The organism is Aeromonas sp. 603079 (assembly GCF_049172135.1).
Classification (GTDB): Bacteria; Pseudomonadota; Gammaproteobacteria; order Enterobacterales; family Aeromonadaceae; genus Aeromonas; species Aeromonas veronii.
In genome coordinates this window covers 130590-157448 of record NZ_JAAKPX010000010.1, presented here as the reverse complement: position 1 = coordinate 157448, position 26859 = coordinate 130590, and the positions used below count along the sequence as shown (strand labels likewise).

At 58.0% G+C, this 26859-nt stretch carries 30 protein-coding genes; 10 read left to right on the top strand and 20 right to left on the bottom strand.

Annotated features, from left to right (window positions below; genetic code table 11):
• Positions 1–33: 33 nt before the first annotated feature.
• Positions 34–1044, bottom strand: coding sequence for a Preprotein translocase subunit SecY (locus G5287_RS09655; protein ID WP_227341923.1), 1011 nt, complete (start codon positions 1042–1044; stop codon positions 34–36).
• A 255-nt stretch (positions 1045–1299) separates the two neighbouring features.
• Between G5287_RS09655 and G5287_RS09650 the strand changes: the two genes are divergently transcribed.
• Entirely contained in the window at positions 1300–1596 is a 297-nt protein-coding gene (locus G5287_RS09650) for a hypothetical protein (protein WP_421231210.1), read from the top strand.
• 19 nt (positions 1597–1615) lie between these two features.
• Positions 1616–1966 carry a hypothetical protein gene (locus G5287_RS09645; RefSeq protein ID WP_227341922.1) on the top strand — a complete coding sequence of 117 codons (351 nt, stop codon included), beginning with the start codon at positions 1616–1618 and terminating at the stop codon, positions 1964–1966.
• A gap of 50 nt (positions 1967–2016) precedes the next feature.
• On the opposite strand, the gene G5287_RS09640 is transcribed toward G5287_RS09645, so the two are convergent.
• The 4 genes from G5287_RS09640 to rpsF all read right to left on the bottom strand — a co-directional run bounded on the left by G5287_RS09640 (position 2017) and on the right by rpsF (position 4005).
• Positions 2017–2757: a ferredoxin--NADP reductase gene (locus G5287_RS09640; protein ID WP_227341921.1), complete on the bottom strand. Its 741-nt coding sequence runs from the start codon at positions 2755–2757 to the stop codon at positions 2017–2019.
• Positions 2758–2858: 101 nt separating this feature from the next.
• Positions 2859–3305 carry a 50S ribosomal protein L9 gene (gene rplI, locus G5287_RS09635; protein ID WP_005340490.1) on the bottom strand — a complete coding sequence of 149 codons (447 nt, stop codon included), beginning with the start codon at positions 3303–3305 and terminating at the stop codon, positions 2859–2861.
• Between the two features lie 52 nt (positions 3306–3357).
• A complete protein-coding gene (gene rpsR / locus G5287_RS09630) occupies positions 3358–3588 on the bottom strand; it encodes a 30S ribosomal protein S18 (RefSeq protein WP_005308890.1) in 231 nt (76 codons plus the stop codon).
• 30 nt (positions 3589–3618) lie between these two features.
• Positions 3619–4005 carry a 30S ribosomal protein S6 gene (gene rpsF, locus G5287_RS09625; protein ID WP_005308887.1) on the bottom strand — a complete coding sequence of 129 codons (387 nt, stop codon included), beginning with the start codon at positions 4003–4005 and terminating at the stop codon, positions 3619–3621.
• 237 nt (positions 4006–4242) lie between these two features.
• On the opposite strand from rpsF, the gene G5287_RS09620 reads away from it, so the two are divergent.
• The 3 genes from G5287_RS09620 (at position 4243) to G5287_RS09610 (ending at position 7042) form a co-directional block, all read left to right on the top strand.
• The gene (locus G5287_RS09620) at positions 4243–5466 is read left to right on the top strand and encodes an Nramp family divalent metal transporter (RefSeq protein ID WP_227341920.1); all 1224 of its coding nucleotides are present in this window, start codon (positions 4243–4245) and stop codon (positions 5464–5466) included.
• Between the two features lie 111 nt (positions 5467–5577).
• Complete coding sequence (locus G5287_RS09615; RefSeq protein ID WP_227341919.1) at positions 5578–6435, top strand: hypothetical protein; 858 nt, start codon at positions 5578–5580, stop codon at positions 6433–6435.
• A gap of 163 nt (positions 6436–6598) precedes the next feature.
• Positions 6599–7042, top strand: coding sequence for a PACE efflux transporter (locus G5287_RS09610; RefSeq protein ID WP_421231209.1), 444 nt, complete (start codon positions 6599–6601; stop codon positions 7040–7042).
• A gap of 114 nt (positions 7043–7156) precedes the next feature.
• On the opposite strand, the gene hupA is transcribed toward G5287_RS09610, so the two are convergent.
• Complete coding sequence (gene hupA / locus G5287_RS09605; RefSeq protein WP_005340484.1) at positions 7157–7429, bottom strand: nucleoid-associated protein HU-alpha; 273 nt, start codon at positions 7427–7429, stop codon at positions 7157–7159.
• A 337-nt stretch (positions 7430–7766) separates the two neighbouring features.
• On the opposite strand from hupA, the gene rsd reads away from it, so the two are divergent.
• Positions 7767–8249: a sigma D regulator gene (rsd, locus tag G5287_RS09600; protein WP_216952872.1), complete on the top strand. Its 483-nt coding sequence runs from the start codon at positions 7767–7769 to the stop codon at positions 8247–8249.
• A 101-nt stretch (positions 8250–8350) separates the two neighbouring features.
• A complete protein-coding gene (locus G5287_RS09595) occupies positions 8351–8731 on the top strand; it encodes a PilZ domain-containing protein (protein WP_216952871.1) in 381 nt (126 codons plus the stop codon).
• Between the two features lie 56 nt (positions 8732–8787).
• Here G5287_RS09595 and radA read toward each other — a convergent pair whose 3' ends face one another.
• Complete coding sequence (gene radA, locus G5287_RS09590) at positions 8788–10155, bottom strand: DNA repair protein RadA (protein WP_227341918.1); 1368 nt, start codon at positions 10153–10155, stop codon at positions 8788–8790.
• A 100-nt stretch (positions 10156–10255) separates the two neighbouring features.
• On the opposite strand from radA, the gene G5287_RS09585 reads away from it, so the two are divergent.
• Positions 10256–12637: a PilZ domain-containing protein gene (locus tag G5287_RS09585; protein ID WP_227341917.1), complete on the top strand. Its 2382-nt coding sequence runs from the start codon at positions 10256–10258 to the stop codon at positions 12635–12637.
• Between the two features lie 38 nt (positions 12638–12675).
• Here the strand turns inward: G5287_RS09585 and G5287_RS09580 are convergent, their stop codons facing one another.
• Positions 12676–13581: an alpha/beta fold hydrolase gene (locus tag G5287_RS09580; RefSeq protein ID WP_216952869.1), complete on the bottom strand. Its 906-nt coding sequence runs from the start codon at positions 13579–13581 to the stop codon at positions 12676–12678.
• A gap of 28 nt (positions 13582–13609) precedes the next feature.
• Positions 13610–14620, bottom strand: a complete 1011-nt coding sequence (gene serB, locus G5287_RS09575) for a phosphoserine phosphatase SerB (protein WP_216952868.1) — start codon at positions 14618–14620, stop codon at positions 13610–13612.
• 119 nt (positions 14621–14739) lie between these two features.
• Here serB and G5287_RS09570 point away from each other — a divergent pair, with 119 nt between their 5' ends.
• Positions 14740–15375, top strand: coding sequence for an AhpA/YtjB family protein (locus G5287_RS09570; protein WP_216952867.1), 636 nt, complete (start codon positions 14740–14742; stop codon positions 15373–15375).
• A 60-nt stretch (positions 15376–15435) separates the two neighbouring features.
• Here the strand turns inward: G5287_RS09570 and deoD are convergent, their stop codons facing one another.
• From deoD to G5287_RS09535, 7 genes are all read right to left on the bottom strand, one after another.
• The gene (gene deoD / locus G5287_RS09565) at positions 15436–16152 is read right to left on the bottom strand and encodes a purine-nucleoside phosphorylase (RefSeq protein ID WP_040096807.1); all 717 of its coding nucleotides are present in this window, start codon (positions 16150–16152) and stop codon (positions 15436–15438) included.
• 76 nt (positions 16153–16228) lie between these two features.
• Entirely contained in the window at positions 16229–17437 is a 1209-nt protein-coding gene (locus G5287_RS09560) for a phosphopentomutase (protein ID WP_216952866.1), read from the bottom strand.
• Positions 17438–17451: 14 nt separating this feature from the next.
• Positions 17452–18783 carry a thymidine phosphorylase gene (deoA, locus tag G5287_RS09555; protein ID WP_227341916.1) on the bottom strand — a complete coding sequence of 444 codons (1332 nt, stop codon included), beginning with the start codon at positions 18781–18783 and terminating at the stop codon, positions 17452–17454.
• 109 nt (positions 18784–18892) lie between these two features.
• On the bottom strand, positions 18893–19666 hold the full coding sequence (gene deoC / locus G5287_RS09550; RefSeq protein WP_005340468.1) for a deoxyribose-phosphate aldolase: 774 nt from the start codon (positions 19664–19666) through the stop codon (positions 18893–18895).
• Positions 19667–20090: 424 nt separating this feature from the next.
• On the bottom strand, positions 20091–20261 hold the full coding sequence (locus tag G5287_RS09545) for a XapX domain-containing protein (RefSeq protein WP_005340467.1): 171 nt from the start codon (positions 20259–20261) through the stop codon (positions 20091–20093).
• Positions 20262–20386: 125 nt separating this feature from the next.
• Positions 20387–21661, bottom strand: coding sequence for a NupC/NupG family nucleoside CNT transporter (locus G5287_RS09540; protein WP_019445565.1), 1275 nt, complete (start codon positions 21659–21661; stop codon positions 20387–20389).
• A 221-nt stretch (positions 21662–21882) separates the two neighbouring features.
• The gene (locus G5287_RS09535; protein WP_421231208.1) at positions 21883–22656 is read right to left on the bottom strand and encodes a TatD family hydrolase; all 774 of its coding nucleotides are present in this window, start codon (positions 22654–22656) and stop codon (positions 21883–21885) included.
• Positions 22657–22697: 41 nt separating this feature from the next.
• On the opposite strand from G5287_RS09535, the gene tppF reads away from it, so the two are divergent.
• On the top strand, positions 22698–23315 hold the full coding sequence (gene tppF / locus G5287_RS09530; protein WP_421231207.1) for a type IVa pilus pseudopilin TppF: 618 nt from the start codon (positions 22698–22700) through the stop codon (positions 23313–23315).
• A gap of 324 nt (positions 23316–23639) precedes the next feature.
• Here the strand turns inward: tppF and luxS are convergent, their stop codons facing one another.
• From luxS to G5287_RS09510, 4 genes are read right to left on the bottom strand one after another with little or no spacing between them, the layout of a single operon-like run.
• A complete protein-coding gene (gene luxS / locus G5287_RS09525) occupies positions 23640–24149 on the bottom strand; it encodes an S-ribosylhomocysteine lyase (protein ID WP_033135492.1) in 510 nt (169 codons plus the stop codon).
• An 18-nt stretch (positions 24150–24167) separates the two neighbouring features.
• Positions 24168–24770 carry a lipoprotein gene (locus G5287_RS09520; protein WP_041233948.1) on the bottom strand — a complete coding sequence of 201 codons (603 nt, stop codon included), beginning with the start codon at positions 24768–24770 and terminating at the stop codon, positions 24168–24170.
• A 50-nt stretch (positions 24771–24820) separates the two neighbouring features.
• Positions 24821–25159: a nitrogen regulatory protein P-II gene (glnB, locus tag G5287_RS09515; RefSeq protein WP_005308848.1), complete on the bottom strand. Its 339-nt coding sequence runs from the start codon at positions 25157–25159 to the stop codon at positions 24821–24823.
• A 9-nt stretch (positions 25160–25168) separates the two neighbouring features.
• On the bottom strand, positions 25169–26791 hold the full coding sequence (locus tag G5287_RS09510; protein WP_421231206.1) for an NAD+ synthase: 1623 nt from the start codon (positions 26789–26791) through the stop codon (positions 25169–25171).
• Positions 26792–26859 lie beyond the last annotated feature (68 nt).

Here is a 26859-nt window from a genome sequence, read left to right as displayed (position 1 = left end):
GAAAAAGGCCACCGAGTTCCGGTGGCCTTCTCACTATCCGGGTTGCTGCTCCAGCGCCGGATTGAGGTAGTAGTGGCGATTGCTCCCCTGCCCCAGCACCCCTTGCGACAGCAGATGGTGGAACACCCGATCCACCTCCTCCAGCGAGAGTGACAACGCCTGTGCCACCGAGCGCTTGCTGCACTTGAGCTCACCGCTCACCAGCGCACCGCGCACCTGTGCCAGCACTTCGGGGGCTGGCTCGGGGGGCATGATGGGCTCGGGCTGGGCTGCCATCGCCAACTCTGCCTGCGCCTCTCTGCGAGCTTGCTCCTGCTGCCAGCGCCACATCCGGCGAAAGCGGTTCTCCTCGCCGATCAGGCTGACGAAGAAGGCGCCGAACACGTCGAGCAGCACCGAGAGGAAGCAGACCAGCAGGAACTGCACCTGGCTGATGCTCATCCCGACCCCGTCCGCCAGACTGCTCATCAGCCCCAACATAGAGGATTGTTCGTTGACCGGCTTGGCATCGCGCTGCTGGCGCAGCTCATCCTGCTGCAAGCGCAGCTTGGTGTTGGCATGCTGCAACGAGGAGACGCCACTGGAGATGCGCTCCAGCTCGATGTATTTGCGGGCCGCCTCTTCGTTGAGCTGGATCTGCCGCTCGATGCTGGCGATCTGCTCGTCGAAACGGGCCAGCTCCCGCTCGTGGCGCGCCTGCTGGCTCAACACCGTATTGGTGGCGCTGTTGATGCCACCGATACTGCCGCCGATGGAGATGGCCGCCAGCACGCTGTAAAACAGCAGCGACCAGAGAGCACCACTCAGATCCCGCCGCGCCTTGCGCTCGCCGTACTCGTACCAGACGTAAAACTTGCCCAGCTCGAAGATGATGGCCAAGCCGCCGAACAGCCACTTCATCAGCGGGTTGTCATCGATGGAGAGGAACAGCAGCAGGGAGAAGATAATGGAGGCCAGAATGGCCAATCCGGTGAAACTGTATACCGTCGTCAGAGCGAACCACCCCTTGGGGTAGCGCTGTGTGGAGGAGTCCTGTGTGGTCATGATGAAGGGGTGTGCTGTGCAGGAAAAGTTAGCTGCCGATTATAGTCGCCAGACTCGCACAGAGAAGGGCAAATGACTGAATTCCTTCAGATTGGCAACCAGCTGCCCAGAGTGCGACCAAAACGGACAAATCGGCAGCAGAAAAGCGATACAATTCCTCCCTGACTTGATCATGTGGTGAGATGAGGTGCGATTCCGCCCGGGTTCAGCCCAGATCCGTACACTCATCCACCGTTGCAATTATCCGAGGCCATCATGAACAGTACGACCACCTTGCTACTCTCCCTTCTTCTGGTTACCGGCGGCGCCGCTGCGACACAGCAATATCCAGAGAGCGGTGGCACCGAATTTTCCGTCGATGAGCTTAAATTCAATCTGGACTGGGATGACAAACAGTTCGGCTGGACCCAGAACGACTGCCTCACTCTGGATATCAGGGAGACCTCCTCCGTCGACTGCAAGGCGGTCAAATTCAATCTGGAAGATGAAGAGAATCGCAACCAGCCACCGAAAACCAACCAGGTCCCTGCCAACTCGCAGAGCGACCAGTAACAACAGGAGTACCCTTGCGATGACCCAAGCTAAACACAACCCCGTTATCCGGCGCGGCGCCCTGCTGCTTTCCCTGCTGATGGCGCACGGCATCGCGGTTGCGGCACCGCCAAGCAAAAATAGCGATGGCATCAAGATCTCCGGTGATGACATCAAGATCAATCTCGACTGGGATGACAAGGAGTACGACTGGTGGCAGGACAACTGTCTGGATCTTGGCATTGGCGACAGCCGGATCAAACTCAACTGCGACAAGATGGATGGCAAGTACCGGGATCACTACAACCGCAGCATCCACGGCGGCAATAACCCGGGACAGGGTCACGACAAACAGAAGGATAAAAACAAGGGTAACGGCAAGAAAAACTGACCCCCCCTTTCCTTATCCAGCAGGGGCCTGGCGCCCCTGTGCTGATTGTTTTACCAATAATTCTCCGCACTGATATTGCCCGGTGCCCGCCGCAGATTCTTGACCAACCCCAGCGCCAGCAAGGTTTGCTGGGTCTCTTTCACCATCTCCGGATTGCCGCAGATCAGCACTTGGCTCAGCTCGGGTGAGAACTCCAACCCCACTCTAGCCTGCAGCTGACCATTGGCAATCGCCGCCGGGATCCGCCCTGCCATTGCATCGGGCCAAGGCTCGCGGCTGACAAAGGGGACATAGCAAAAACGCGCGCCATATTGCTCGGCAAAGCTGGCGATCAAATCCTGATAGCTCAGCTCTTCGCCTTTGCGCACCCCGTGCACCAGCACCAGATTCTCGAAACGGTTGAAGGCTTCCCCATCTGCCAGCATGGAGAGGAAGGGGCCGATGGCAGTGCCGGTCGAGAGCAGCCAGAGATCGCGCCCGGCGGGCACCTCATCCAGCGTCAGGAAGCCGGTGGCCTGGGATTGCACCAGCAATGTATCGCCCGCTTGCAGCAAGCCAAGGGACGGAGTCAGCTCACCGCTCGGGATCTCGACCAGATAGAACTCGTGGTATGGCGCAGAGGGGGGATTGACGAAGGAGTAGGCGCGCTGAATGCGGCGATCGCCCTGCTCGAGGGCCAGCTTGGTGAATTGGCCTGCCTTGTAGGGGACCAGCTCGGCCGCTACCCGCAGGGAGAACAGGGTGGGTGTCCATTCGATGCGTTCGATGACGCGACCTTCTACCCAAGCCATAAGGATCTCCTCCAGTGGAACAGACCTTCACTCTACCCCCGGGCCGGAAAATAAAAAACCCGCGCAAGAGCGCGGGTTTTTTCTGCAAAAGCGAATCGCTATTACAGGGCAACAACCTGGATCTGTACGGTTGCTTTAACGTCAGCGTGCAGCTGAACAGCAACTTCGTAGTCACCGGTGTTACGCAGAACGTTGCCCATGCGGACTTCGCTCTTGGCAACGGCTACGCCGGCAGCAGTGATGGCTTCAGCCACGTCACGGGTACCGATGGAACCGAACAGCTTGCCTTCGTCGCCAGACTTGGAAGCGATAACCACGGTAGCCAGTTCGGCCAGCTTGGCAGCACGCTCTTCAGCAGCAGCTTTGTTGGCAGCCAGTTTGGCTTCCAGCTCAGCGCGACGAGCACCGAAAGCTTCGATGTTGGCTTTGGTGGCCATAACAGCTTTGCCTTGCGGGATCAGGTAGTTACGGGCATAACCAGATTTCACGGAAACTTGGTCACCCAGACCGCCCAGTTTGGCGATTTTGTCGAGCAGGATAACTTGCATTACCTTTCCTCTATAAATTTCGTTGAGTTAGGCTTAAGTGCCGGGCCGATTCTTACTTGTTGTGCAGATCGGTGTACGGCAGCAGAGCCAGGTAACGAGCACGCTTGATGGCGCGTGCCAGCTGACGCTGATACTTGGCGCGGGTACCGGTGATACGGCTCGGTACGATCTTGCCAGATTCAGTGATGTAGTTTTTCAGAGTAACGATATCTTTGTAGTCGATCTCGGTAACGTTCTCGGCGGTGAAGCGGCAGAACTTACGACGACGGAAATAACGTGCCATGGCCTTTATCCTCTAGTCAGTGATCCAGAATTACTCTTCGGAAGCAGCTTCAGTAGCTTCTTCGCGGCGCTCGTCGTCACGACGGGTGAAGCGCTCTTCTTTGGCCTTGGCCATCGGAGAAACTTCAGTCACGGCGTGCTTGGTGCGCATGATCATGTTGCGGATAACGGCATCGTTGAAGCGGAAGTTGGTTTCCAGCTCATCGATAACGGCTTGCTCTGCTTCTACGTTCATCAGAACGTAGTGGGCTTTGTGCAGTTTGTCGATCGGGTAAGCCAGCTGACGACGGCCCCAATCTTCCAGGCGATGAATGGTACCACCGGAGGTGGTGATGGCGCCGGTGTAACGCTCGATCATGCCGGGAACTTGCTCGCTCTGGTCCGGATGAACCATGAAGACGATTTCGTAATGACGCATTTTAGCTCCTTACGGATTAATTCAGCCTCCGCCCAGGTGCAGCCAGACCTCGGAGGCAAGGAACATAAAGGTGTTTAGTCGCTGCTTTTCTAGGGCGGCGTATTGTACGAAATCACATCCCTCACTGCAACTGACCGCCTTAAATGTTTTTCCCGATGGAAATCATCAGAAACAACAATTGATAACGATTATCATTTAGATCTATTCTCTCTCCATATCCTTATGGAGGGTGATGCCATGCAACCCGCACTGACGACTACGATTCCAGCCCGCAAATTCAAACTGACCCTGCTCGGGCCTGCCTTTATCGCCGCCATCGGCTATATCGACCCGGGCAACTTCGCCACCAATATTCAGGCGGGCTCTACCTTTGGCTACCAGTTGCTCTGGGTAGTGGTATGGGCCAACTTGATGGCCATGCTGGTGCAAACCCTCTCGGCCAAACTCGGCATCGTCACCGGCAAAAATCTGGCGGAGCACATCCGCGACCGACTGCCGAAACCGGCGGTCTGGGCCTACTGGGTGCAGGCAGAGATCATCGCCATGGCCACCGATCTCGCCGAATTTATCGGCGCCGCCGTCGGCTTCAAGCTGCTGCTTGGCGTGACCTTGCTTGAAGGGGCCTGCATCACCGCCGTGGTGACCTGGGGGATCCTGATGCTGCAATCCCGCGGCCAGAAACCGCTGGAGTTCGTGGTGGGCGGCCTGCTGCTGTTCGTGGCGGCGGCCTACATCGTCGAGCTGGTGTTCTCCCGCCCCCATCTGCCTAGCCTGCTGGAGGGCGCCCTCTTCCCCGGCCTGCCCAACAGTGACGCCGTCTATCTGGCGGCCGGCGTGCTCGGCGCCACCGTGATGCCCCACGTTATCTACCTGCACTCGGCACTGACCCAGCACACCCAGGATCAGGGCTCGGTCCCCCAGCGGCTGCACACCACCCGGGTCGATGTGGCGATTGCCATGACCATCGCCGGCTTCGTCAATCTGGCCATGATGGCCATGGCGGCGGCCGCCTTCCACAGCTCCGGCAACCAGCAAGTAGCCGAGCTGGAGTCGGCCTACCAGACCCTCACCCCGCTGCTGGGTCAGGCGGCCGCGACTCTGTTCGGCCTCTCGCTGGTCGCCTCCGGCATCAGCTCTACCGTGGTGGGCACGCTGGCCGGCCAAGTGGTGATGCAGGGCTTCGTGCGCTTCACCATCCCGCTCTGGCTGCGCCGCGCCATCACCATGGCCCCTGCCTTCGTGGTAATCGCCATGGGCCTCAACACCACCGAGATCCTGGTGCTGAGCCAGGTGGTGCTGAGCTTCGGCATCGCGCTGGCGCTCATCCCGCTGCTGATATTGACCGGCGATCGCGCCCTGATGGGGGAGTATCGCAACCACCCGGTGACCCAGGCGGTCGGCCGCCTCATCGTCGCCCTGGTGATCGGGCTCAACGCCTACCTGCTGGTCGCCATGATCTAGCGAACCGTCAAACCGAGAAGAGGGGCTCATTAACTCTGGTTAATGAGCCTCTTCGCACTTTGGCGTATGCTGCCGCTTTCTTTTCTCATTTATCGTTGCGGGAGCCTTGCCATGGAACATACCCGAGTCAGCTTCGTGCTGGGCCATCATCAGGAGCAAGCCAGCGTGGTCTGCTGTCAGCGTGGCGACACCACACTGCTGGTCACCGACCTCACCCCCTTTCATCCCCAGAGCCACCTCTGGCCCGATCAGCCGGGGGATGTGGGCCATGCTCGCTGGGAAGGGGGCGAAGCCGCCATTGGCCCTTGCCGGATGGGGGCTATCAGCCCGGATGGCAAGCTGTTTGTCGATACTGCGATTCCGGTAAAACGGGGGGCTGAAGGGTGGCGTTTCGTGGTGGTCCATCCAATGACCGGTGACCACGCGCTAGCCGTTGGCAGCCAGGTCGAATTGCAAGTAGATAGCGCTGCCCGCCACGCCCTGAGTCTGGGCCATAGCGGCTGCCATCTGGCCGCGCTGGCGCTCAATCGAGTACTGACTCCCTACTGGCGCAAGGAGGTAAGCGAGCGCGATGCACTGGGCCAGCCCGACTTCGATCGTCTTGCTATTCAAAGCTCGCGGGTCGAGCCTTGCGGATCGTGGGAGCAGTACCGAATCGGCAAGAGCCTGCGCAAGAAAGGAGTCAACAGCGAGGCGCTGCTGGCAGATCTGGCGCTGATTGAAGAGAAAGTCAACCAACAACTGGCCGACTGGGTAGCAAGCGGAGCTGACATTCGCCGAAGCCGGGCCGGCGAGGCGATCATCGACTCCCGTTACTGGCACTGCTCGCTGGAAGGCCAGGAGGTCACCATCCCCTGTGGCGGCACCCATGTTGCCTCGCTCGCCGAGTTGGGAGAGGTCAAGGTAGAGCTCACTCAAGTGGAAGAGGGCTTTGCCATGCTGACCCGGGTCACGCCAACCGGCGCCTGAGTCGCAGACTTGACCACTCAGGGCTAACGCCCAAGTTGGCAATAGAGACGTATCGCAAATGAGGGGGCATCATCATGCCCCTCAACGCCCGTCATGACGGGCCGATGCTTCTCTTTTAACCACTCCCTGATTAGAATGCGCCTCCCACAGGAGGCACATCCCCATGAGTAGTACCCAACTACGCACCACCCCCGATCGACTTCGTTATCTGGTTCTCTACGAAGGCATCGGGCTGGCACTGGTCGCACCGCTGATCAGCCAGCTGTTCGGTCAGGGCGTCGCCGAGGTCGGTTCACTGGCCATCTTCTTCTCCATCGTCGCCACCGCCTGGACCTACGGCTGGAACCTGTTGTTCGACAAGGGGTTGCTCAAACTTTGCGGACGCACTAACAAGCGACCACTGGACCGCTTCCTGCACGCGTTTGGCTATGAGGCGAGCTTTATGATGCTCTCCCTCCCCTGCGTCATGTTCTGGCTCGATTTGGAAGTGTGGGACGCCCTGATGCTGGATCTCGGCTTCGTCGCCTTCTACCTCGTCTACATCATGGTCTTTACCTGGGCCTATGAGCGGATCTGGCCGCTGCCATCCAACCCGCAAACGGCATAAGGCCTCAGCCGCAACGAGGCCGACAAAAGGAAAAGTCAGGAAGGATGGGAGAATCCCATAAAAACAATGCCAGTCAGCAAGCTGACTGGCATTGGACAAAACAGACTTTCGGACTTACTTGACGGCGTCTTTCAGAGCCTTGCCAGCCACGAATGAAGGCACGTTGGCAGCAGCAATCTGGATCTCTTTACCAGTTTGCGGGTTACGACCGGTGCGGCCTGCGCGGTGGGTGACCTTGAAGGTGCCAAAACCGACCAGTTGCACAGCATCGCCTTCTTTCAAGCTCTGGGTAATACCATTGATGATCTCTTCCAGAGCCACTTTGGCCTGAGCTTTGCTCAGATCTGCTTTGGCGGCAATCGCATCGACAAGTTGAGCTTTGTTCATAACATTTCCTTTATGATCGGGCATTTAGCGCTGGGTCACTCTATGCAAAAAAAAACGCACAGGCAAAGCCTTTATCGAGCCGAACGCGTCAAACGCTGGGGTTTTCATCAAGATCTGCGGAAATAGTCACATTCCACACGCGAAAAACCGTGAGCAGGCCTGAAACCTGCTAGCACGCAGACACAATCCGCTGACTATTTCTTCGCCACTTAACATTATCCCCCCATGGCTATTGACGCTTGCCCAGATTTTCCCTAGTTATAGGTTGTGTCACTGCTCAAACGGCTCGGAATACCGAACAATCGGCCAGCCTTTGCCCCACGGAGGGATAGGGATTATGTTGACGAAACTGGAACAGACCAAGCAGGCGCTGGCAGGCAAGCATAAAGCTATCGACGACTGGCTGGATGCAAGGCAAGCGTTGCTGGTTGGATACATGCAGCTGGCAGGCCTTACTCCGGCGCGGACCAAGCAACGCAGCCTGCCCAAAACAGAAGAGCTGCATCAGTTTTGCGACCGCCTAGTCGACTATGTCAGCGCGGGCCATTTCGAGATCTACCACCACGTCGTCACCGCCTTCGAGCAAGCCAGCGGCGAAACACTGGAGCTGGCCAAGCGCATTTATCCCCATATTCGTGCCACTACCGAGTTTGCCCTCGAATTCAACGACAAATACAGTGATGCCGACGAGGCCCAACTGCTACTGCTCGATGATGACCTCAACGAATTGGGTCCGGTACTGGAGGATCGCTTCAAACAGGAAGATCGTCTGGTCAAGGCACTCCATGTGGTGGAGTTCCTCAGTGCCCAGCAAGCCTGATTGCTATTTTCGGAGCAAGTTCAAGATACTGGCAGCCAAGGTGCATTACACTCAGAGCAATGATTCCCTGTGTCCAGCTGATTCCAAACTAGGAGATGAGCATGTCTGAGCGCCGCCGTTTTGCACGGATCCTCTATTTGACCACGGCCGAACTCACCCAGGGGGAGCACAAGTGGCAGACTCAGCTTGTCGACATATCCCTGCAGGGCGCCCTGTTAATCCGACCGGATGATTGGGAGAGCCGTGACAACAAGGAGTACCAGCTCAGTTTTGTCCTGAGTGGCAGCGACATCGAGATCAAGATGCAGGTCGAGCTAACCCATGAAGCCAGCAAGAAGCTGGGGTTCTACTGCCACCACATCGACATCGACAGTGCCACCCACCTCAAGCGGATGATAGAGCTCAACGTAGGTGACGAAGAGCTGCTGCATCGGGAGCTGGAACAGCTGTTGAACGAGCATCAGGAGCACAACCAGTCGTAACGACGCCCGGCCAGACATGGTGCTCTTTTCTGTTCATTCAGCCTCTATTGCTACGGTTATAACGCCTCGAGCGCCTCTGATAACTTCTTGACCGGCACCACTTCCATCCCCTCGATAGGATGCTTGGGGGCATTGGCGTGCGGCACGATGGCACGACGAAAACCGTGTTTGGCCGCTTCCTGCAGCCGCTCCTGACCAGAGGGGACAGGACGGATCTCCCCTGAGAGCCCCACTTCGCCAAACACCACCAGATCCTTGGGCAGCGCCTGATCCCGGAAACTGGAGACCATCGCCAGTAGCAGCGCCAGATCCGCACTGGTCTCCTCGACCTTGACCCCGCCAACCACGTTGATGAAGACATCCTGATCCGCCATCTGCAGCCCACCGTGACGGTGCAGCACCGCCAGCAACATGGCGAGCCGGTTGTGATCCATCCCCACCGCTACCCGACGTGGGTTGGAGAGCTGGGAGTAATCCACCAGCGCCTGCAACTCCACCAGCAGCGGCCGGGTGCCCTCCCAGATCACCATGACGATGGAACCGGGCGCCTGCTCCTGCCCCCGACTGAGGAAGATGGCGGAGGGATTGCTCACCTCGCGCATCCCCTGTTCAGTCATGGCAAAGACCCCCAGCTCGTTGACCGCACCGAAGCGGTTCTTGTGAGAGCGCAGAGTCCGAAAACGGGAGTCATGGCCACCGTCAAGCAGCACAGAGCAGTCGATGCAGTGTTCCAGTACCTTGGGGCCAGCCAGACTGCCATCCTTGGTCACATGACCCACCATGAAGATGGCCACATGGTTCTGCTTGGCGTAACGGGTCAGTAACGCTGCTGCCTCACGCACCTGTGCGACCGAACCGGGAGAAGATTGGACATCCGCCACATGCATCACCTGAATGGAGTCGATCACCATGATCTGCGGCTGCTCCTGCTGGGCAATCAGGCAGATCTGCTCAACGCTGGTCTCGGAGAGCATCCGTAGCTTGTCGGTAGGCAAACCAAGGCGGTTGGCCCGCATTGCCACCTGCTGGAGCGACTCCTCACCGGTGACATAGAGAGTTTTCATCCGCTCTGCCAGACCACACATGGTCTGCAGCAGCAGGGTCGATTTACCCGCCCCCGGGTTACCACCGATCAGAATCGCCGAGCCGGGCACCACACCGCCACCAAGCACCCGATCCAACTCCTTGAAACCGGAAGTAAAACGGGGGATTTCGGTGGTAGCGATCTCTGCCAGTGTCTGTACCTGACTGCCAACCGCGCCGGCATAACCGGTGTAACGGGCACTCTTGCCAGCGGGAGTGACGGAGCCAAGGCGTACCTCGGTGATGGTATTCCACTCCTTGCACTCGCTGCATTGACCTTGCCAGCGTGTGAAGTCGGCACCACATTCGGAACAAACATAAGCAGTTTTATTTTTAGCCATTGATAACTCGGGGACAGGATGAATTCCTGCTTGATATACTTGTTTGCGACCGACAGATCAAACCCAGAATCGGAAAAGTGACTTTCCGTGGCAGGAACACATGGATTCAGTACACCAACAACATCTGATTGAACAACTTGTACCCCTGCTGCGGGAGAAAGATTTCGAAGAGATCTTCAACCGTCTGACCCAGGACGAAAACAGTAACGGCCGTTTTCTGATCAAGATGGAGCTCAATCGCAAATGCTCCCCTTGCCGCAGGGTTATCGACATGCGCGATGAACTGGAGGACGAGTGCCTGGTGCACGAGTTCGACGGTATCACCCACTTTATGCCGGCCGAGGCCATCGGACTGTTTCAGTCCCAGTGCTATCTCTACCGTGACGCCTATACCCTTGGCGTTTACGAAGCACTGCAACAATGGCAAAAGAACCATCACCACGCCCGGGTGGATGGCCTGCTGCAACCCCCTGTCAGCCCCTTCCGGCAATACGACGTCAACACCATCGTCTTTGCCAGTTACTACGGGCGACGACAAGAGCGGATGCACTTTAGCTCGCCCTTGCTCATCAAACTTCATGACGGGGAGAAGTTGTTCGCCAAAAGTTCCGATCTTTCCCTCGGCGGCATGAGAGTCTCGGTCCCCTATTTGCCCAATTACCAGACCGGCGCTCAGGTCGAGGTCTTCTTTACCGGGCTGGAGCGGGATCACCCCAATCCGGTGCTGCATCAGCCGGTCGGTTACCAGATCCTCGGTGAAGAGAGCAAGGAAGGGAAGTATTGGCTGAGGCTGGTACGCTCCGGTGAGCAGCCCGCCTTCGATGCCTTCCTCAGCGACTTTATCGAAGCCAACAAGATCCGCTATCGGGTCAGCGTCGACTATCTGCTCTCCGCCGCCATCATCAAGGGATATGAGCAGTTCTACCTGCCACGGATGACCGGCATGCCGCTCTTCTTCAGCACAGGAGATTGTCCCTCACTCGAGATAGCACTGCGCACCGAGAACAACCAGCACCTGCTGGAGTATTGGCGCGACGAGAAAAACCGCGATGCCCTGGCGGGACTCTTCTCAGCAAAACGGATGAAACGCCTCTGCCCTGCTCCCGGCACCACGACCGAAACCCTCATCTACTGCTTCACCCACACGGTACGCAGCCATATCTATTTCTTCTCTGCCACTGCTGAAGAGCTGCGCCAGAGTGGTCTCACCGCCCTCTTCTTCCAGGTGGGCTCCCGACGTCCCAGCTGGCGTGTCTACAAGTTTTCACTGGAGGCGTGTGAATCGCTGGAGGCAGATGTAGGGCAGTTGCAGGGGGTCGAAAATTCGCAACTGCAGGATATTCTGTTACTCGAACGTCTCAAACTGATTGGGTATTGCGGCCTGCTGCAGGAGATCAGTCTGGAGTCCCAACGGGAGGAGTTCCGCCCGGAGGGCGAGCTGGGCAATAATGCCAATGAATTGCAACGTTTTGGTCACGAGCTGGGCGTTGCCCCCTTCGAGATTGAATCCCTGCACTATGTCCAGTTGCGCAAGGAGCTGCGCTATATCCACAAAACAGCCGTTGCCATCCATCACAATGGCAAGTCATGGCTTGGCTGGACCCGAGATATTTCTGCCCATGGCCTGCAGGTCGAGCTGGAAGAGGCGTTTGCTGGTGATAAAAACGATGTGGTGACCATCGCCCTGCCCCGTCTGCAGGAGTTATCCAAGAGCATGGATCTGCAGCATCTCTCCTACCGGCTGGTTAGTCTCAACATGACTCGCACCGTGCTGCACCTCTGTATCGACGGGGATTCCGATCGTCATACCGGTCGTCAGTTCTTCAGCCTGCTGATCGAGAGCAACCAGAACAAGCTCAAGGCGGCGCAGGAGCAGCGCCGTTATCGCGGACTGGCGCGAGCCCTGCGCAATATTTACACCCACCACCTGTTCAACTCACCGGTCTATATCAACAAACTGAAGGGTGCCCCCAAGCCAGCCGCCATCGGCAAGTCACTCACTCCGCGCAGCCTGCAACAACTGTTAACCGCCTGTGCCGAGCAACCTGAGCAGGAGAACCTCTATCCGCTGTTTCAGGGGGAGTTGTTCAAGGAGCTGCTGATGAATCCGTTGCGAGCCATCGAGCGGGAGGACAAACCGCGTGAAGATGAGGTCTATATTGCCAGCATCCAGACCAAGGCGGGCCTCCCCATCTTCACCAGCCGCCTCGCCAGCAGCTTTAGCAACCTAAAAGAGAAGCGCCAGTTCATCGAGCTGGCACTGCAGCAGGGAGAATTCTACTCGGTGCTGGTCGGCATCTCCCGCACCGGACGCCCCGACACCAACTTCATTGCCAATGAGCTGGACTACATCGCCAAGTTCGCCATTCACAAGGCAAAGCGGCTGGAAGAGGAGTTGTGGAGTGTCGTGGGGGTTGGCGAGCTGACCGACACCACCCAGGCAACTCTGTTCCGGTTCGGCATCACGCAGCCGCCCCGCTGATCCCATCGACACGGGCGCACTATGTGCCCTGTTTTTTGTCATGCTGCCTGCGGATTGAGCAGCCATTCCAGGATCCGGGGAAAGTGATCCTCCTGCGCCTGCGGGGCGGTCAGCATATTGATGTGGTCATAGTCAAGCCGGTTGCCATTATCACGCCCCAGGCGGGTGTGACGAGCAGCCGAGCCTATCTCGTCGCTGAAACGGCGCACATCGGTCGGATGGCCCAATACCTTGTCGGCTCTGGCAGAGATCATCCAGAGTGGCGGCCAGTTGACCCGTGCCGCCCCCTCGTCATAGGCAAAACCGTCGTGAGGATCCCGCCAGGGGCCACACTTGACCCAGGGGATGGTCTCCTGCAGATAGCGCAGCGGCTCGTCGTCAGCACCTATCTTCAGAGTGCGAGCAGCCAGAAAACCACGGCGGCGAGCCAGCCAGGGGGCCAGCCGATTCCAGATCAGATCCACCTTCAGCCAGCGCTCGGGATTGTGCACCGACACGCCGCGTTTGGTACCAAAAAACAGCAGACTGGCCACCTGCTCCGCCAGCTCGGGAAAGCGCACCAGGGTCGAGGCCATGATGACGCCACCCCAGGAGTGGGCCACCCAGTGCACCTTGAAGCCATGATGGCGCTCGGCAATCCAGCGATGCAGGGCGGGCAAGTCCTCGGTGATTAGCTCGTGCTGGCCGTGCTCCGCCTGCTCGGCGATGGCCGGAGTGCTGAGCCCCCGTCCCCGCAAATCAGCCACATAGACCTGATAGCCGTGGCGGGCCAAAAAACAGGCCAGCCCCTTGCCCGATTCGGTGTAAAAGATGCGGCCGTTCTCGATGGCGCCGTGCACCATCAGGATCGGCTCGCCATGCACGGCGACCCGGGGTTTGATGTGGCGAACATGCAGTTGATGGGCGCCACAGGGGATAAACAGAGACTGCTGCAACAATTCCATTTTTATTGGTTTCCTCCTTGAAACACAGTCAGCGCTTGTCCCAGCGTTGTTCGCTGCAGGCCCGCGCCGCCAGCAGGCAGATCACCCCCTCCAGATCGTGATGATTGAGGGTGGCCGCAGCCTGCGCCCGCACCAGCGGCTTGGCATGAATAGCAATCCCAAGACCTGCCACGCCCATCATCTTGAGATCGTTGGCACCATCGCCGATGGCCACGGTCTGGGCGGCAGCAATGCCGTACTCCTGAGCAAGCTGCTGTAACACCTCGGCCTTGACGCTGGCATCAACGATGCGCCCGCTCACCTTGCCAGTCAGCTGACCCCCTTCCACCGCCAGCTCGTTGGCGAAGATGGCATCGAGCCCCAGCGCCTGCTGCAACTCGCCGGCAAAACGGGTAAAACCGCCGGAGGCGATGGCCACCTTCCAGCCAGCCTCTTTGAGGGTATCGACCATCAGTTGCAAGCCGGGCATCCACGGCATGTTGGCGGCCACCTCGTCGAGAATGGTGACCGGCGCTCCAGCCAGCAGGGCCACCCGGTTGCGCAGACTGTCGGAGAACTCCAGTTTGCCCTGCATGGCAGCAGCTGTTACCGCCGCCACCTGATCGCCGACCCCCGCCAGCCGCGCGATCTCGTCGATGCACTCGATACGGATCGCGGTGGAATCCATGTCCATCACCAACAGGCCGGGTTCGCTCAGGGTGGGGAGTGCCGGCAGGTGGCAGAGATCGATCTCCCACTCACCGCTCTTGAGCTCGGCCACCAACTCGGAAGAGAAGCGATCGCAGCCAAGCAGCAGCAGCGGCACCTCCGTCACCTCGGTGGGAGGATAGAGGGTGGCCACCAGCCCCTGCGCAGCCAACAGTGGTGACAGATGCGTCAGATGGGAGGCGCCCAGCCCCTTGCCAAACAGTACCAACCAGCCGCCCGCCTGCGGGGTCTCTGTCGGTTGCAACGCATCGGCGTTGAGCTGCCAACAGGGTGAGCCGGACAACAACGCAGGCCAATCGGATAACAGAGGGGGGAGCCGGGACAACAACATAAGAGATACGCCTTCCTTGGTGATCAGGGGGTTAACAATGCTGACCCAGAGTAGCGTATTGCTTTTTGCGCAGGCAAGCGCCAAGATCCGGCACTCATTGTCAGCATGAGGTCTCGCGCTTGCAGCGTCATCTTCCCATCAAACGTGTACTCAGTCTGGTAGCCGGCCTGCTGCTCGGCTGCTGGGTACTGGTTGTTCTCCTTCATATGCAGGGAGAGAGCCAGGCTGCGCTGCACACCGAAGCACGCAACCGCGCCCAGGCACTGGTCGCCTATGCTGCCCGCGACATGAAGCGCTGGCTCAAGGAGGAGAACAGCAGTGAGCTGGAACGGCTGGCCCGGGATCTGGCGACCGAGCCGGAGATCCTCGATGTCACACTCTATGATGGACGCGGCATTCCCCTCGCCCAGTCGGAACAGGCCGTACCGCTGGAGAGCCTGCTACCCATCGGTGACAATAACAAATCGATGCCGGAACAAGGCAAGGGGCGGATCCAGTTCGTACAGGAGGTCCTGGATGGCGATCAGACACTGGGCTACCTGCGCATCACCCTGGAAGAGCAGCAGATGCTGGCGGACAAGGACACCAGACTCAAAACGATTCAGGAGAAACAGCGGCTGATATTGCTGATTGCGCTGCTGGCAGGTCTGCTTATCTCCTATGGCATTCGTCGCAACTATATGCGAGTGCGCAAGCACAAAAAACGAAGTCCTCCCCCCTCCCCGCCGCCAACCAACAATGATCCGGCGCAGTAAACGGATAAAGAAACGGCGACCAGAGGTCGCCGTTTTTGCATGGTTCCAGAGGCTGCGGGATTAGTTGTCGCCCAACAGGACGGAATCCAGTGCGATTTCGATCATGTCGTTGAAGGTCAGCTGACGCTCTTCAGAGGTGGTCTGCTCACCGGTACGGATATGGTCGGAGACGGTGCAGATGGTCAGCGCCTTGGCACCGTACTCTGCGGCCACGCCGTAGATACCGGCGGCTTCCATCTCGACACCCAGGATGCCGTATTTTTCCATGACGTCGAACATGGAGGGGTCCGGGGTGTAGAACAGGTCGGCGGAGAAGATGTTACCCACACGCACGGCAACGCCCTTGTTCTTGGCGGCCTGCACGGCATTGGCAACCAGGTCGAAGTCGGCGATGGCAGCGAAGTCGTGATCTTTGAAGCGCAGACGGTTTACTTTGGAATCGGTGCAGGCACCCATACCGATCACCACGTCACGCAGTTTCACGTCTTCACGCACAGCGCCACAGGAGCCCACGCGGATCAGGGTCTTCACACCGTAATCGGTGATCAGCTCTTTTGCGTAGATGGAGCAGGAGGGGATACCCATGCCGTGGCCCATGACGGAGATACGACGGCCCTTGTAGGTACCGGTGAAACCGAACATGTTGCGCACGTCGCAGATCTGCTCGACGTTCTCCAGGAAAGTTTCAGCGATGTACTTGGCGCGCAGGGGGTCGCCCGGCATCAGCACGGTATCAGCAAAGGCGCCATCTTTCGCATTGATATGAGGAGTTGCCATTCTCTTGATTCCTTCACACTAGGTTGAGTTTTATTGTTTTATAAATTGCCCGCCGCCGAAGTGGCGGGCGGGTAAATTACAGGAAGCTGGTACCGTACGCCAGTTTCGGCAGGCCGTGGTAAGCCGCGATGCTCTGGCCGATATCGGCAAAGGTCTCGCGACGACCGACGGAGCCGGCCTTGACCGGCTTGCCGAAGAACAGCACCGGAATGTATTCGCGGGTGTGGTCGGTCCCACCCCAGGTCGGGTCACAGCCGTGATCGGCAGTCAGCACCACCACGTCGCCATCTTGCAGCAGCTCAAACAGCTCCGGCAGGCGGGAATCGAAATACTCCAGCGCACCGGCATAACCGGCAACATCACGGCGGTGGCCGTAGGAGGAGTCGAAGTCCACAAAGTTGGTGAAGACGATGGTGTTGTCACCGGCCGCTTTCACCTCTTCCAGCGTGCGATCCCACAGCTCGGTCAGACCGGTCCCTTTCACCTGCTTGGTGATGCCCTGCTGGGCATAGATGTCGGCAATCTTGCCGATGGAGACCACCTGACCGCCCGCATCTTTCATGTAATCCAGCACGGTCGGCGCCGGTGGCAGCACTGAGTAGTCGTGACGGTTGCCGGTACGCTTGAAGTTGCCCTTGCCACTGCCCACGAACGGACGCGCAATCACGCGGCCGATGTTGTAGGGCTCCAGCAGCTCGCGCACGATGTGGCACAGCTCATAGAGATTCTCGAGGCCGTAGGTCTCTTCGTGGCAGGCAATCTGGAACACGGAGTCGGCAGAGGTGTAGAGGATCGGCTTGCCGGTCTTCATGTGCTCTTCGCCCAGATCGTCCAGCACCTGGGTACCGGAGGCGTGGCAGTTGCCGAGATAACCCGGCAGACCAGCCTTCTCGACGATGGCGTCCAGCAGCTCCTGCGGGAAGCTGTTGTGGTGATCCTTGAAGTAGCCCCACTCGAACAGCACGGGCACACCAGCGATCTCCCAGTGACCGGACGGGGTATCCTTGCCGGAGGAGAGCTCCTGCGCAAAGCCGTAGGCACCGACTACCTCGATATCTTTTTTCAGCCCTTCCGGGAAGTAGCCGGAAGCCTGCTCGCAGGCGTGGCCCAGACCCAGCTTGTTGAGGTTGGGCAGATTGAGGGCGCCACGGCCTTCAATTTCACCTGCCGCACACGCCTTGGCGATATGGCCAAGGGTGTTGGCGCCCACATCTCCGAACTTGTCGGCGTCAGCAGCAGCGCCAATACCGAAAGAGTCCATCATCAGAATAAAGGTACGTTTCATGGGTCTTCCCCTTGTTACAAATCGGCCAGGGTGATACGGCGGTACACTTCAGGCAGTGCCTCCGGCCGTTCGCCACCAATCCGGACAGCCGCCTGCACCATGCTGGCAGCCTGAGCATATTGCTCTTCAGTCTGAGCGTGGATCATCGCGATCGGCTTGTCAGCATCAACGCTTTGACCCAGGCGGATAAAGTCGGTCAGACCGACCGCATAATCAAGTTTGTCACCGGCAGCGCGGCGACCACCGCCCATGGCGACCACCGCCAGACCCAGCTCGCGGGTATCCATGGCGGTCACGAAGCCGCTGTTGGCCGCGAAGACCGGGCGTACGATGGCTGCCTTGGGCAGGTAAGCGTCGTAACGCTCCATGAAATCGGCCGGGCCACCGAGACCTGTCACCATGCGACCGAAGATCTCGGCCGCCTTGCCGTTATCCAGCACCGCCTGCAGCTTGGTGCGGGCATCGCGCTCGTCGCTGGCCAGACCGGCGGAGATCAGCATCTCGGCGCACAGCGCCATGGTCACTTCGTGGATGCGCGGGTTGCGGTATTCACCGGTCAGGTAGCGCACCGCTTCACGTACTTCCACCGCGTTACCGGCGCTGGAGGCCAGCACCTGGTTCATGTCGGTCAAGAGCGCAGAGGTGCGGCAACCGGCACCGTTGGCCACGGCCACAATGCTCTTGGCCAGCTCTTCGGAGGCTTCGAAGGTTGGCATAAAGGCGCCGGAGCCCACTTTCACATCCATCACCAGCGCTTCGAGCCCGGAGGCGAGCTTCTTGGAGAGGATGGAGCCGGTGATCATCGCGATGGATTCGACGGTGGCAGTAATGTCACGTACTGCATAGATACGCTTGTCAGCGGGGGCAAGATCGCCGGTCTGGCCGATGATGGCCACGCCCGCCTCTTTCACCACTTTCAGGAAACGGTCGTTGTCGACCGAGGTCTGGTAGCCGGGAATGGCGTCCAGCTTGTCGAGGGTGCCGCCGGTGTGGCCCAGACCACGGCCGGAGATCATCGGCACGAAACCGCCGCAGGCAGCGACCATCGGGCCAAGCATCAGGGAGACAACGTCACCCACCCCGCCGGTGGAGTGCTTGTCGACAATCGGGCCACCCAGATTGAGGTGATCCCAGGCCAATACCATGCCGGAGTCGCGCATGGCGCAGGTCAGGGCAACCCGCTCATCCATGGTCATGTCTTTGAAGTAGACCGCCATCGCCAGCGCGGCAATCTGCCCCTCACCGATGGTGTTGTTGGTAATGCCCTGAACGAAGAATTGAATTTCTTGGGTACTGAGCGCTTCACCGTTGCGCTTCTTGCGAATAATTTCTTGAGGCAAAAACATCTTTCATTCCCTCCGCCATTGCTGGCGTTACACAAGCCTGAATCTTTGCCCGCACACCGCATGGTGGGGGCTAACAGGGCGGACAGCTGTCCGCCCTCTCATCGACCTATTAGTAACCGCTGGTGTTGGCCGGCTTGTCGCCATGCCCCAGAGTGGCCAGCAGACTGGCCAGCAGGCTGGATGCACCAAAGCGGAAGGTACGGGCGGATACCCAGTCGTTGCCGAGGATCTCTTCGGCCATGGCCAGGTACTGACCGGCAACGGCGGCATCTTTCACGCCACCAGCTGGCTTGAAGCCGACTTTCGGATTCTTGGCCTTGATCACTTCCATCATGATGCGGGCCGCTTCTGGGGTCGCATTGACCGGCACCTTGCCGGTGGAGGTCTTGATGAAGTCGGCACCAGCATCGATACAGATCTCGGAAGCGCGACGGATCAGCGCCTCTTCTTTCAGCTCGCCGGTTTCGATGATCACTTTCAGCAGCACGTTGGCACCGCAGGCCTCTTTACAGGCTTTGACCAGATCAAAACCGATCTGTTCATTACCGGCCATGAAGGCGCGATACGGGAACACTACGTCCACTTCATCAGCACCGTAGGCGACAGCGGCACGGGTCTCGGCCACGGCGATCTCGATATCGTCGTTGCCGTGCGGGAAGTTGGTCACGGTCGCAATGCGTACGTCGGCAGCGCCGATCTCACGCAGGGTCTTGCGAGCGATAGGGATAAAACGGGGGTAGATGCAGACGGCGGCGGTCAGGCCAGCCGGTGACTTGGCCTTATGGCACAGGTCGATCACCTTCTGATCGGTGTCGTCATCGTTCAGGGTGGTCAGGTCCATCAGGTTCAGGGCGCGCTGAGCGGCCACTTTCAGATCAGTCATTCTGTTCTCCAAAGTCTCGATTTAATCCAGATAACCGGGCACCACCATACCATCCAGCGATGGATGCACAGGCAGTAATCCCCAGCTATACGGGAATGGAATTACAGTGCGAAGGCACCGGCACTATCGGGATGCTATTCAAAACACCCTGCAGGCACTGCGACTGTAAATAAGGCAAGAGCCCTGTCACTTTCTTACAAAAGTGCGGACTTGGTTCCATGAAGACTTGAGAATGGCCGACAACATCTGACCCGACTTCCCAATCAATTCCATTTGACCGCCAACACCCGATTTCATCGAGTATTAGTCATTGCCAGCACCCTGCTGGCAACGCCTATTTCAGCCGAGATACCCCCTGTTTGCAAGCCAGATTTGCCAATTTCAGAGGTACCTCACATCTGGCAAATCCAGGTCTATAAAAGCCTTACGAAAAGAAACGAGTCAGGATCCAGGAGTAGGCCAATCCCCCCAGATAGACCCCGACGATCCCCATTACCCCGGATAAAACGGGAGGCGCCGGGATCGGCAATTTGAGGAAAGAAAACAACAAACCAACTATAAAGCCGGCCACCATCGCCAGTAGCACTTCATTCATATAACCTCCGATTTGACTCATTTTATTATTAGTTTAGATAGGAAAACGGTTGTCACCGCTCCATACACGAACGCCACGGCAGATGCCGTGGCGTTCGTGTTTATACCCTGTCAGTCAGGCGGCGATTACATGCCGGACAGTGCCAGGAAGAAGCCTGCGATAGTGGCAGACATCAGGTTGGACAGAGAGCCAGCCAGTACGGCTTTCAGACCAAAGCGTGCAATGGTGCCGCGGCGGTTCGGCGCCATGGACCCCAGACCACCCAGCAGGATGGCAACAGAGGAGAGGTTGGCAAAACCACACAGCGCGAAGGAGATGATCGCCTTGGTGTGATCGGACATGGCCACACCGTTGATCAGCACTTCGTCTTTCAGGTACGGAGCAAAGTTCAGGTAAGCCACGAACTCGTTCACTACCAGCTTCTGACCGATGAAGGAACCGGCAACCACTGCTTCATTCCAGGGCACACCGATCAGGAAGGCCAGCGGGGAGAAGATCCAGCCCAGCAGCAGTTCCAGAGAGAGTTGCGGATAACCGAACCAGCCACCCACACCGGAGAAGATGCCGTTGATCATGGCGATCAGACCGATGAAGGCCAGCAGCATGGCGCCGACGTTCAGGGCCAGTTGCATACCGGCAGAAGCGCCAGCAGCAGCAGCGTCAATGACGTTGGCAGGCTTGTCATCCAGCTCGGCATCGGCAGAGCTTTCATCGTAGTTCGGGGTCTCGGTCTCGGGAACCAGCAGCTTGGCGAACAGCAGACCACCCGGTGCAGCCATGAAGGAGGCAGCAATCAGGTACTCCATCTTCACGCCCATGGAGGCGTAACCGGCCAGTACGGAACCGGCAACGGAAGCCAGACCACCACACATGACGGCGAACAGCTCGGAGTCAGTCATCTTGGAGATGTAGGGACGAACCACCAGCGGCGCTTCGGTCTGACCGACGAAGATGTTGGCAGTTGCAGAGAGGGATTCGGTGCGGGAAGTACCCAGTACTTTCTGCAGACCGCCGCCCAGCAACTTGATGACCATCTGCATGATGCCCAGGTAGTAGAGCACTGCAATCAGGGAAGAGAAGAAGATGATGACCGGCAGAACACGGAAGGCAAAGACAAAGCCGCCGCCACCGAACACTTCAAACATCTTGTTGCTGACCAGACCGCCAAACAGGAAGTCGATCCCGTTCTGGCCGTAGCTGATCACGCTGGATACCGCGTCGGACACGCCGACCAGGATATCGCGACCAACCGGAACATAGAGAACAAACGCCCCCAGACCGGCTTGAATTGCGAACGCACCGACAACGGTACGGACGTTGATTGCCTTGCGATTGCTGGAGAACAGCACCGCGATAAGGACGAGCGTCGCCATCCCTACCAGACCCATGAACAAATTCATTATTATCTTCCTCTAGTAGCACCTGGCTTGTTAGCGAGTTGTTATTAAACCCAACTAATCAAGGGGAGCGCATTATACTAATTAAAGTCCGATAAAATAGAATGCTGGTCACATTTTATCGTTATCAAAATGTCCAAGTGTCACAAAATTAGACAGCAAACGATTTTTATGCTCATTTTTTTTCTGACAACTAAATCAGGTGTTGCGAATTTGTTTCGTGGCTATTGGTCGTGATGGAAAATATGCCGGGCAGTTTCAAATAACACCTTGGTAACATCCGCCGATGATTCCTCCCGCAAGGCCATCAATATTTCCGCTATTTTCGGCAGCGCTTCCGGGGTATTCCGGGTGCCTTGTGCGCCTTGTAAGGGTATATCGGGCGAATCGGTTTCCAGCACCAGGGCCTCGAGCGGCATGGCCCGAAATACCTCTCGCGTCTTGTTCGCCCGTTCAAAACTGATTACCCCGCCCACCCCGAGTCGAAAGCCCAGTTGCCAGAAGGCCTCCGCCTGCTGCAACGAACCGCTGAAAGCATGGATCACCCCGCCACGTGGCGGCTTGAAGCGGCGCAACAGCTTGGCCACAGTGTCATTAGCGCGCACCGAGTGGATCATCAGGGGGAGCCCGGCATCTGCAGCCAGCCGGATCTGAGCCTCAAACAGCGCAAGCTGCCCCTCCTGCGGCACGTGAGAACGGAGGTCCAGCCCGCACTCACCAATGGCCACCAGCCTGGCAGGTTGACTCATCACCAACGCTCGCAGCCGTTCCATCACCCCCTCCCGCTGCTCACCGGTATACCAGGGATGAATGCCCAAACCATAAAAAAGTCCGTCATGCTGATCTGCCAGTGCCATCACACGAGTCCAGTTATCCTCTGCGATGGCAGGAATGATATACTGCGTCACCCCTAATGCCCGGCAACGGGCCAGCAGCGCCTCCCTGTCCTGGTCGAACACCGGAAAGTCGAGATGGCAATGGGTATCTATCAGCTGCATATCACTCACACCTGTTTGCGGTATTTAATGGGTCATTGAACATGATGAACAACAGAAACAACGGCTTTACCCTGATTGAACTGGTGTTGGTGATCATAGTGCTGGGGATCCTGGCCGTCACCGCCCTGCCACGCTTTATCAATATCAAGGATGATGCCCTGAAAAGCACGGTCTCGGCGACTGCTGGCAGCTTTGCCAGTGCAGTTCAACTGGCAAATGCCGGCTGGTCGGTGAAAGTGAAGGGGGAGTCTATCGGGCTCTACAACTTGAGTAGCTTTGGCAAAGGCGATCTTGATATTAATCGCTATGGTTGGCCTGTAGGCACGAAAGAGGACTATAACCAAGCGCCAGATACAACATTTCCACCTGGCTCTAACGAAAACCAGATCTCTGTTAACAACGAAGATGACTGCAAGCTACTCTTCACTGGATTACTTGATACAGAGCAGACTGTTCCTGACTTAGACAATAACAACACTGAAACTGACTATAGTTCCGAACTTATTATTGCAGATGACCAAACTGAGATCGGAGGGTTAGAGCATCACAACTGCCGCTATATCCTGCGTGATTCTATCGGCCGCTTCCCGGAGCACCCCGACGGCCTCGGCTTCGAGTACAACAGTGTTACCGGTGCCGTGACCCGCAATTTTGATTGAGCTCAGCCTCTTCTGCGCAAGCTCGCTCTTTGCTTGAGTCCTCATCATAACGAACCGGTGTGCAGCAGCGCCGGTTCTCCTGAGTGAGCCCCCACTCCTCGCACCACGCATCGTAACGGGCCAGCCAACGCAGCAATACCCCTTTCATCATCACACCTCCGCCAACAGGTTCAGGTCAAAAACCATCCTAATCAGAGTCGACAAGGGGAGCAAGCCATCACCATTTTTGCGGTCGGTCGAGATAGAAAGAGCCGGTCAGCATGGCTGACCGGCTCTTTTAAGATTCCCTGAAGAGGTTATCAGATGAGCGATAGCTCATCCGCCTCAAAGGCTCTTCAGTTTCTCTTCCGGCAGAGCCAGCTCGTCGTTGTGGTTGACGCCGATACCGCGCTCCAGCACATGACGGGCGATGGCGTGGGCCTCTTCCAGCGAGTGCATGCTGTAGGTACCACACTGGTATTCGTTCAGCTCGGGGATCTTGCCCTGCTCCTGCACAGTCAGCACGTCGCTCATGGCGGCCTGCCAGGCGGCGCCAACCCGGGCTTCGTCTGGTGCGCCGATCAGGCTCATGTAGAAGCCGGTACGGCAACCCATGGGGGAGATATCGATGATCTCCACGCCGTTGCCGTTCAGGTGATCACGCATGAAGCCGGCAAACAGGTGCTCGAGGGTGTGGATGCCGCGCTCGGAGAGGATCTCCTGGTTCGGCACGCAGAAACGCAGGTCGAACACGGTAATGGTGTCCTTGTTCGGGGTCTGCATGGTCTTGGCCACACGCACCGCTGGCGCTTCCATACGGGTGTGGTCAACGGTAAAACTGTCCAATAACGGCATTTCTGACTCCTGATTTGGTTACCAGAACCAGCCCCCACGGGAGAGCTGATCCTTGCATTGACGGTACTGGGCGCCGTAGCGCTGGGCGCGAGCTTCCACCTTGCGAGAGGTCTTCATCAACCACCCCTTGCTGCGATAGCTGCCACGCCGGTAGCCACCCCACCCTTCGTGATAGTTGAGGTACTGGCCATAGGCATCCCACTTGGAGGTGCCATTGAGCCGCTGGGCTTTGTTAGTGTACCAACCCATAAAATCGATGGCGTCGGCAAAATCATCGCGGTCACTCCAGCTGTTGCCGGTTTCCCGCTGGTAATCCGCCCAAGTTTCATCTTTGACCTGAGCATAACCATAAGCCGAACTGGCCCGCCCGGTCGGGATGAAGAGGAAATACTGCATCGGCGGCTGAGCATCATGTACGTACGAGGACTCCTGATACATCATGGCCATCACCACATGGATCGGCGTCCCCCACTTCTCGTTCATCTTGAGCGCGGCCTTGTGCCACTCCGGCTTCTCGCGAAAGATCTGGCACAGGTTTTCCGGCTGAGCCGGCGGGCGGGTACTGCACGCAGTGAGTACTGCCAGCAGGCCTGCCACCGCCACGATGCGCTTTCGGGACATCAGAGCAGAACTTGATTTGCTCTCCTGAACATAACGAGGCAAAAACGACATCAGATAGCGTCTTCGTTCTCTTCGCCGGTACGGATACGAATGACACGCTCCACCTCGCAGACGAAGATCTTGCCATCACCAATCTTGCCGGTACGGGCGGTGTTCTGGATCGCTTCCAGACAGGCATCGAGATCCTCGTCCTGCACCACCAGCTCCACCTTCACTTTCGGCAGGAAGTCGACCATATATTCGGCGCCGCGATAGAGCTCGGTATGGCCCTTCTGGCGGCCGAAGCCTTTGACTTCGGATACGGTCATACCGTTGATGCCGATCTCGGCCAGGGCCTCGCGCACATCGTCCAGCTTGAACGGTTTGATGATGGCTTCAATCTTCTTCATGGTGACTCCTTACCAGTTCTGTTTGCCGAACCCGGATGTAATGGGGTAACGGCGATCCTTACCAAAGTTGCGAGCCGTAATGCGGGGCCCGACCGCCGCCTGACGGCGCTTGTATTCGTTGAGATCCACCAGGCGGATCACCTTGCGCACCACCGCTTCCTCGAAGCCCTCGGCCACCATGTCGGCCACGGACGCATCCTCTTCCACATAACGCTTGAGGATGGCATCGAGGATGTCGTATGGCGGCAGACTGTCCTGATCCACCTGATCCGGCGCCAACTCTGCTGAAGGGGGGCGGTCGATAACCCGCTGCGGGATCACATAGTCGACCGAGTTGCGATATTCGCACAACTTGAAGACCAGCGTCTTGGGCACATCTTTCAGCACGTCAAAACCGCCAGCCATGTCACCGTACAGCGTGGCATAGCCAACAGCCATTTCACTCTTGTTGCCTGTGGTCAGCACGATACGACGACGTTTGTTGGAGAGCGCCATCAGCAGCACGCCGCGGCAGCGGGCCTGCAGATTCTCTTCGGTCGTATCGCGAGCGGTACCTTCAAACAACGGCGCCAGCTGGGTCATAAATCCTTCGAACATCGGCTCGATGGAGATGATGTTGAACTCAACCCCCATCCGCTCAGCCTGCTCCTTGGCATCTTCCACACTCATCTGGGCGGTGTAGCGGAACGGCATCATCACCGCTTGCACCTTGTCGGCCCCGATGGCATCGGCCGCGATGGCCAACGTCAGCGCCGAGTCGATGCCGCCGGATAGGCCCAGCACAGCGCCGTGGAAGCCGTTTTTGGTAACGTAGTCGCGCACTGCCAGCACCAACGCCTTATAGGTCTCGGCCAACGGCTCCAGCGGCGCAGCCGGTTCCCGCTCTTTCACCGGCTGGCCATCAGCAAAACGTACCAGCGCCAGCTCTTCGGCAAACGGGGCGAGCTTATGGGTCAACTCACCCTGGCTGTTGAACACCTTGGAGCAGCCATCGAAAATCAGCTCATCCTGACCGCACACCTGATTGAGGTAGACCAGCGGCAAACCGGTCTGATCGCAGCGCTCAGTCATCAGTTCGCGGCGGATCCAGGGTTTCTCCTGATCGTAAGGAGACGCATTGATGGTGAGCAGCAGATCGGCTCCTGCCGCCTTGGCGGCCAGCGCCGGGCCTGGCTGCCAGAGGTCTTCGCATATGAGCAGCCCTAGCTGATAACCACGGAACGGCACCACGCAGGTCTCGGTCGCCGCGGTAAAGTAGCGCTTCTCATCAAACACGCCGTAGTTGGGCAAATCCTGCTTGAAGTAACGGGCAATCAGCTGGCCCTGCTCATAGAGGGAAGCCGCGTTGTAGAGCGCCTCTCCTTCACGCCAAGGGTGACCCACCAAAATGGCACAGTTGCCCTGCCATTCGGCAACACGAGCCAACGCGGCTTCGACCCGGATCATCAGATCGGCGCGCAGCAGCAGATCTTCCGGTGGATACCCGGTCAGGGCCAGCTCGGAGCAGACCAGCAGATCGGCACCTTGCTGCTCGGCCTGAGCCGCCGCAGCGAGCACTTTGTCAGTGTTATCTTCGATGGCGCCTACCGTCAGATTCAACTGGGCAAGCATCAGAGAGAGGGCTTTTGCCATGGCGATGCATCTTGTATTCGAAAATGATGGGGAATGATAAAGAAAAGGCGCTGGCTGTGCCAGCGCCC

Excerpts from the sequence above, each read along its gene's own strand:
- G5287_RS09655 (WP_227341923.1), bottom strand. The coding sequence starts at position 1,044 with ATGACCACACAGGACTCCTCCACACAGCGCTACCCCAAGGGGTGGTTC.
- G5287_RS09650 (WP_421231210.1), top strand. The coding sequence starts at position 1,300 with ATGAACAGTACGACCACCTTGCTACTCTCCCTTCTTCTGGTTACCGGC.
- G5287_RS09645 (WP_227341922.1), top strand. The coding sequence starts at position 1,616 with ATGACCCAAGCTAAACACAACCCCGTTATCCGGCGCGGCGCCCTGCTG.
- G5287_RS09640 (WP_227341921.1), bottom strand. The coding sequence starts at position 2,757 with ATGGCTTGGGTAGAAGGTCGCGTCATCGAACGCATCGAATGGACACCC.
- rplI (WP_005340490.1), bottom strand. The coding sequence starts at position 3,305 with ATGCAAGTTATCCTGCTCGACAAAATCGCCAAACTGGGCGGTCTGGGT.
- rpsR (WP_005308890.1), bottom strand. The coding sequence starts at position 3,588 with ATGGCACGTTATTTCCGTCGTCGTAAGTTCTGCCGCTTCACCGCCGAG.
- rpsF (WP_005308887.1), bottom strand. The coding sequence starts at position 4,005 with ATGCGTCATTACGAAATCGTCTTCATGGTTCATCCGGACCAGAGCGAG.
- G5287_RS09620 (WP_227341920.1), top strand. The coding sequence starts at position 4,243 with ATGCAACCCGCACTGACGACTACGATTCCAGCCCGCAAATTCAAACTG.
- G5287_RS09615 (WP_227341919.1), top strand. The coding sequence starts at position 5,578 with ATGGAACATACCCGAGTCAGCTTCGTGCTGGGCCATCATCAGGAGCAA.
- G5287_RS09610 (WP_421231209.1), top strand. The coding sequence starts at position 6,599 with ATGAGTAGTACCCAACTACGCACCACCCCCGATCGACTTCGTTATCTG.
- hupA (WP_005340484.1), bottom strand. The coding sequence starts at position 7,429 with ATGAACAAAGCTCAACTTGTCGATGCGATTGCCGCCAAAGCAGATCTG.
- rsd (WP_216952872.1), top strand. The coding sequence starts at position 7,767 with ATGTTGACGAAACTGGAACAGACCAAGCAGGCGCTGGCAGGCAAGCAT.
- G5287_RS09595 (WP_216952871.1), top strand. The coding sequence starts at position 8,351 with ATGTCTGAGCGCCGCCGTTTTGCACGGATCCTCTATTTGACCACGGCC.
- radA (WP_227341918.1), bottom strand. The coding sequence starts at position 10,155 with ATGGCTAAAAATAAAACTGCTTATGTTTGTTCCGAATGTGGTGCCGAC.
- G5287_RS09585 (WP_227341917.1), top strand. The coding sequence starts at position 10,256 with ATGGATTCAGTACACCAACAACATCTGATTGAACAACTTGTACCCCTG.
- G5287_RS09580 (WP_216952869.1), bottom strand. The coding sequence starts at position 13,581 with ATGGAATTGTTGCAGCAGTCTCTGTTTATCCCCTGTGGCGCCCATCAA.
- serB (WP_216952868.1), bottom strand. The coding sequence starts at position 14,620 with ATGTTGTTGTCCCGGCTCCCCCCTCTGTTATCCGATTGGCCTGCGTTG.
- deoD (WP_040096807.1), bottom strand. The coding sequence starts at position 16,152 with ATGGCAACTCCTCATATCAATGCGAAAGATGGCGCCTTTGCTGATACC.
- G5287_RS09560 (WP_216952866.1), bottom strand. The coding sequence starts at position 17,437 with ATGAAACGTACCTTTATTCTGATGATGGACTCTTTCGGTATTGGCGCT.
- deoA (WP_227341916.1), bottom strand. The coding sequence starts at position 18,783 with ATGTTTTTGCCTCAAGAAATTATTCGCAAGAAGCGCAACGGTGAAGCG.
- deoC (WP_005340468.1), bottom strand. The coding sequence starts at position 19,666 with ATGACTGATCTGAAAGTGGCCGCTCAGCGCGCCCTGAACCTGATGGAC.
- G5287_RS09545 (WP_005340467.1), bottom strand. The coding sequence starts at position 20,261 with ATGAATGAAGTGCTACTGGCGATGGTGGCCGGCTTTATAGTTGGTTTG.
- G5287_RS09540 (WP_019445565.1), bottom strand. The coding sequence starts at position 21,661 with ATGAATTTGTTCATGGGTCTGGTAGGGATGGCGACGCTCGTCCTTATC.
- G5287_RS09535 (WP_421231208.1), bottom strand. The coding sequence starts at position 22,656 with ATGCAGCTGATAGATACCCATTGCCATCTCGACTTTCCGGTGTTCGAC.
- tppF (WP_421231207.1), top strand. The coding sequence starts at position 22,698 with ATGATGAACAACAGAAACAACGGCTTTACCCTGATTGAACTGGTGTTG.
- luxS (WP_033135492.1), bottom strand. The coding sequence starts at position 24,149 with ATGCCGTTATTGGACAGTTTTACCGTTGACCACACCCGTATGGAAGCG.
- G5287_RS09520 (WP_041233948.1), bottom strand. The coding sequence starts at position 24,770 with ATGTCCCGAAAGCGCATCGTGGCGGTGGCAGGCCTGCTGGCAGTACTC.
- glnB (WP_005308848.1), bottom strand. The coding sequence starts at position 25,159 with ATGAAGAAGATTGAAGCCATCATCAAACCGTTCAAGCTGGACGATGTG.
- G5287_RS09510 (WP_421231206.1), bottom strand. The coding sequence starts at position 26,791 with ATGGCAAAAGCCCTCTCTCTGATGCTTGCCCAGTTGAATCTGACGGTA.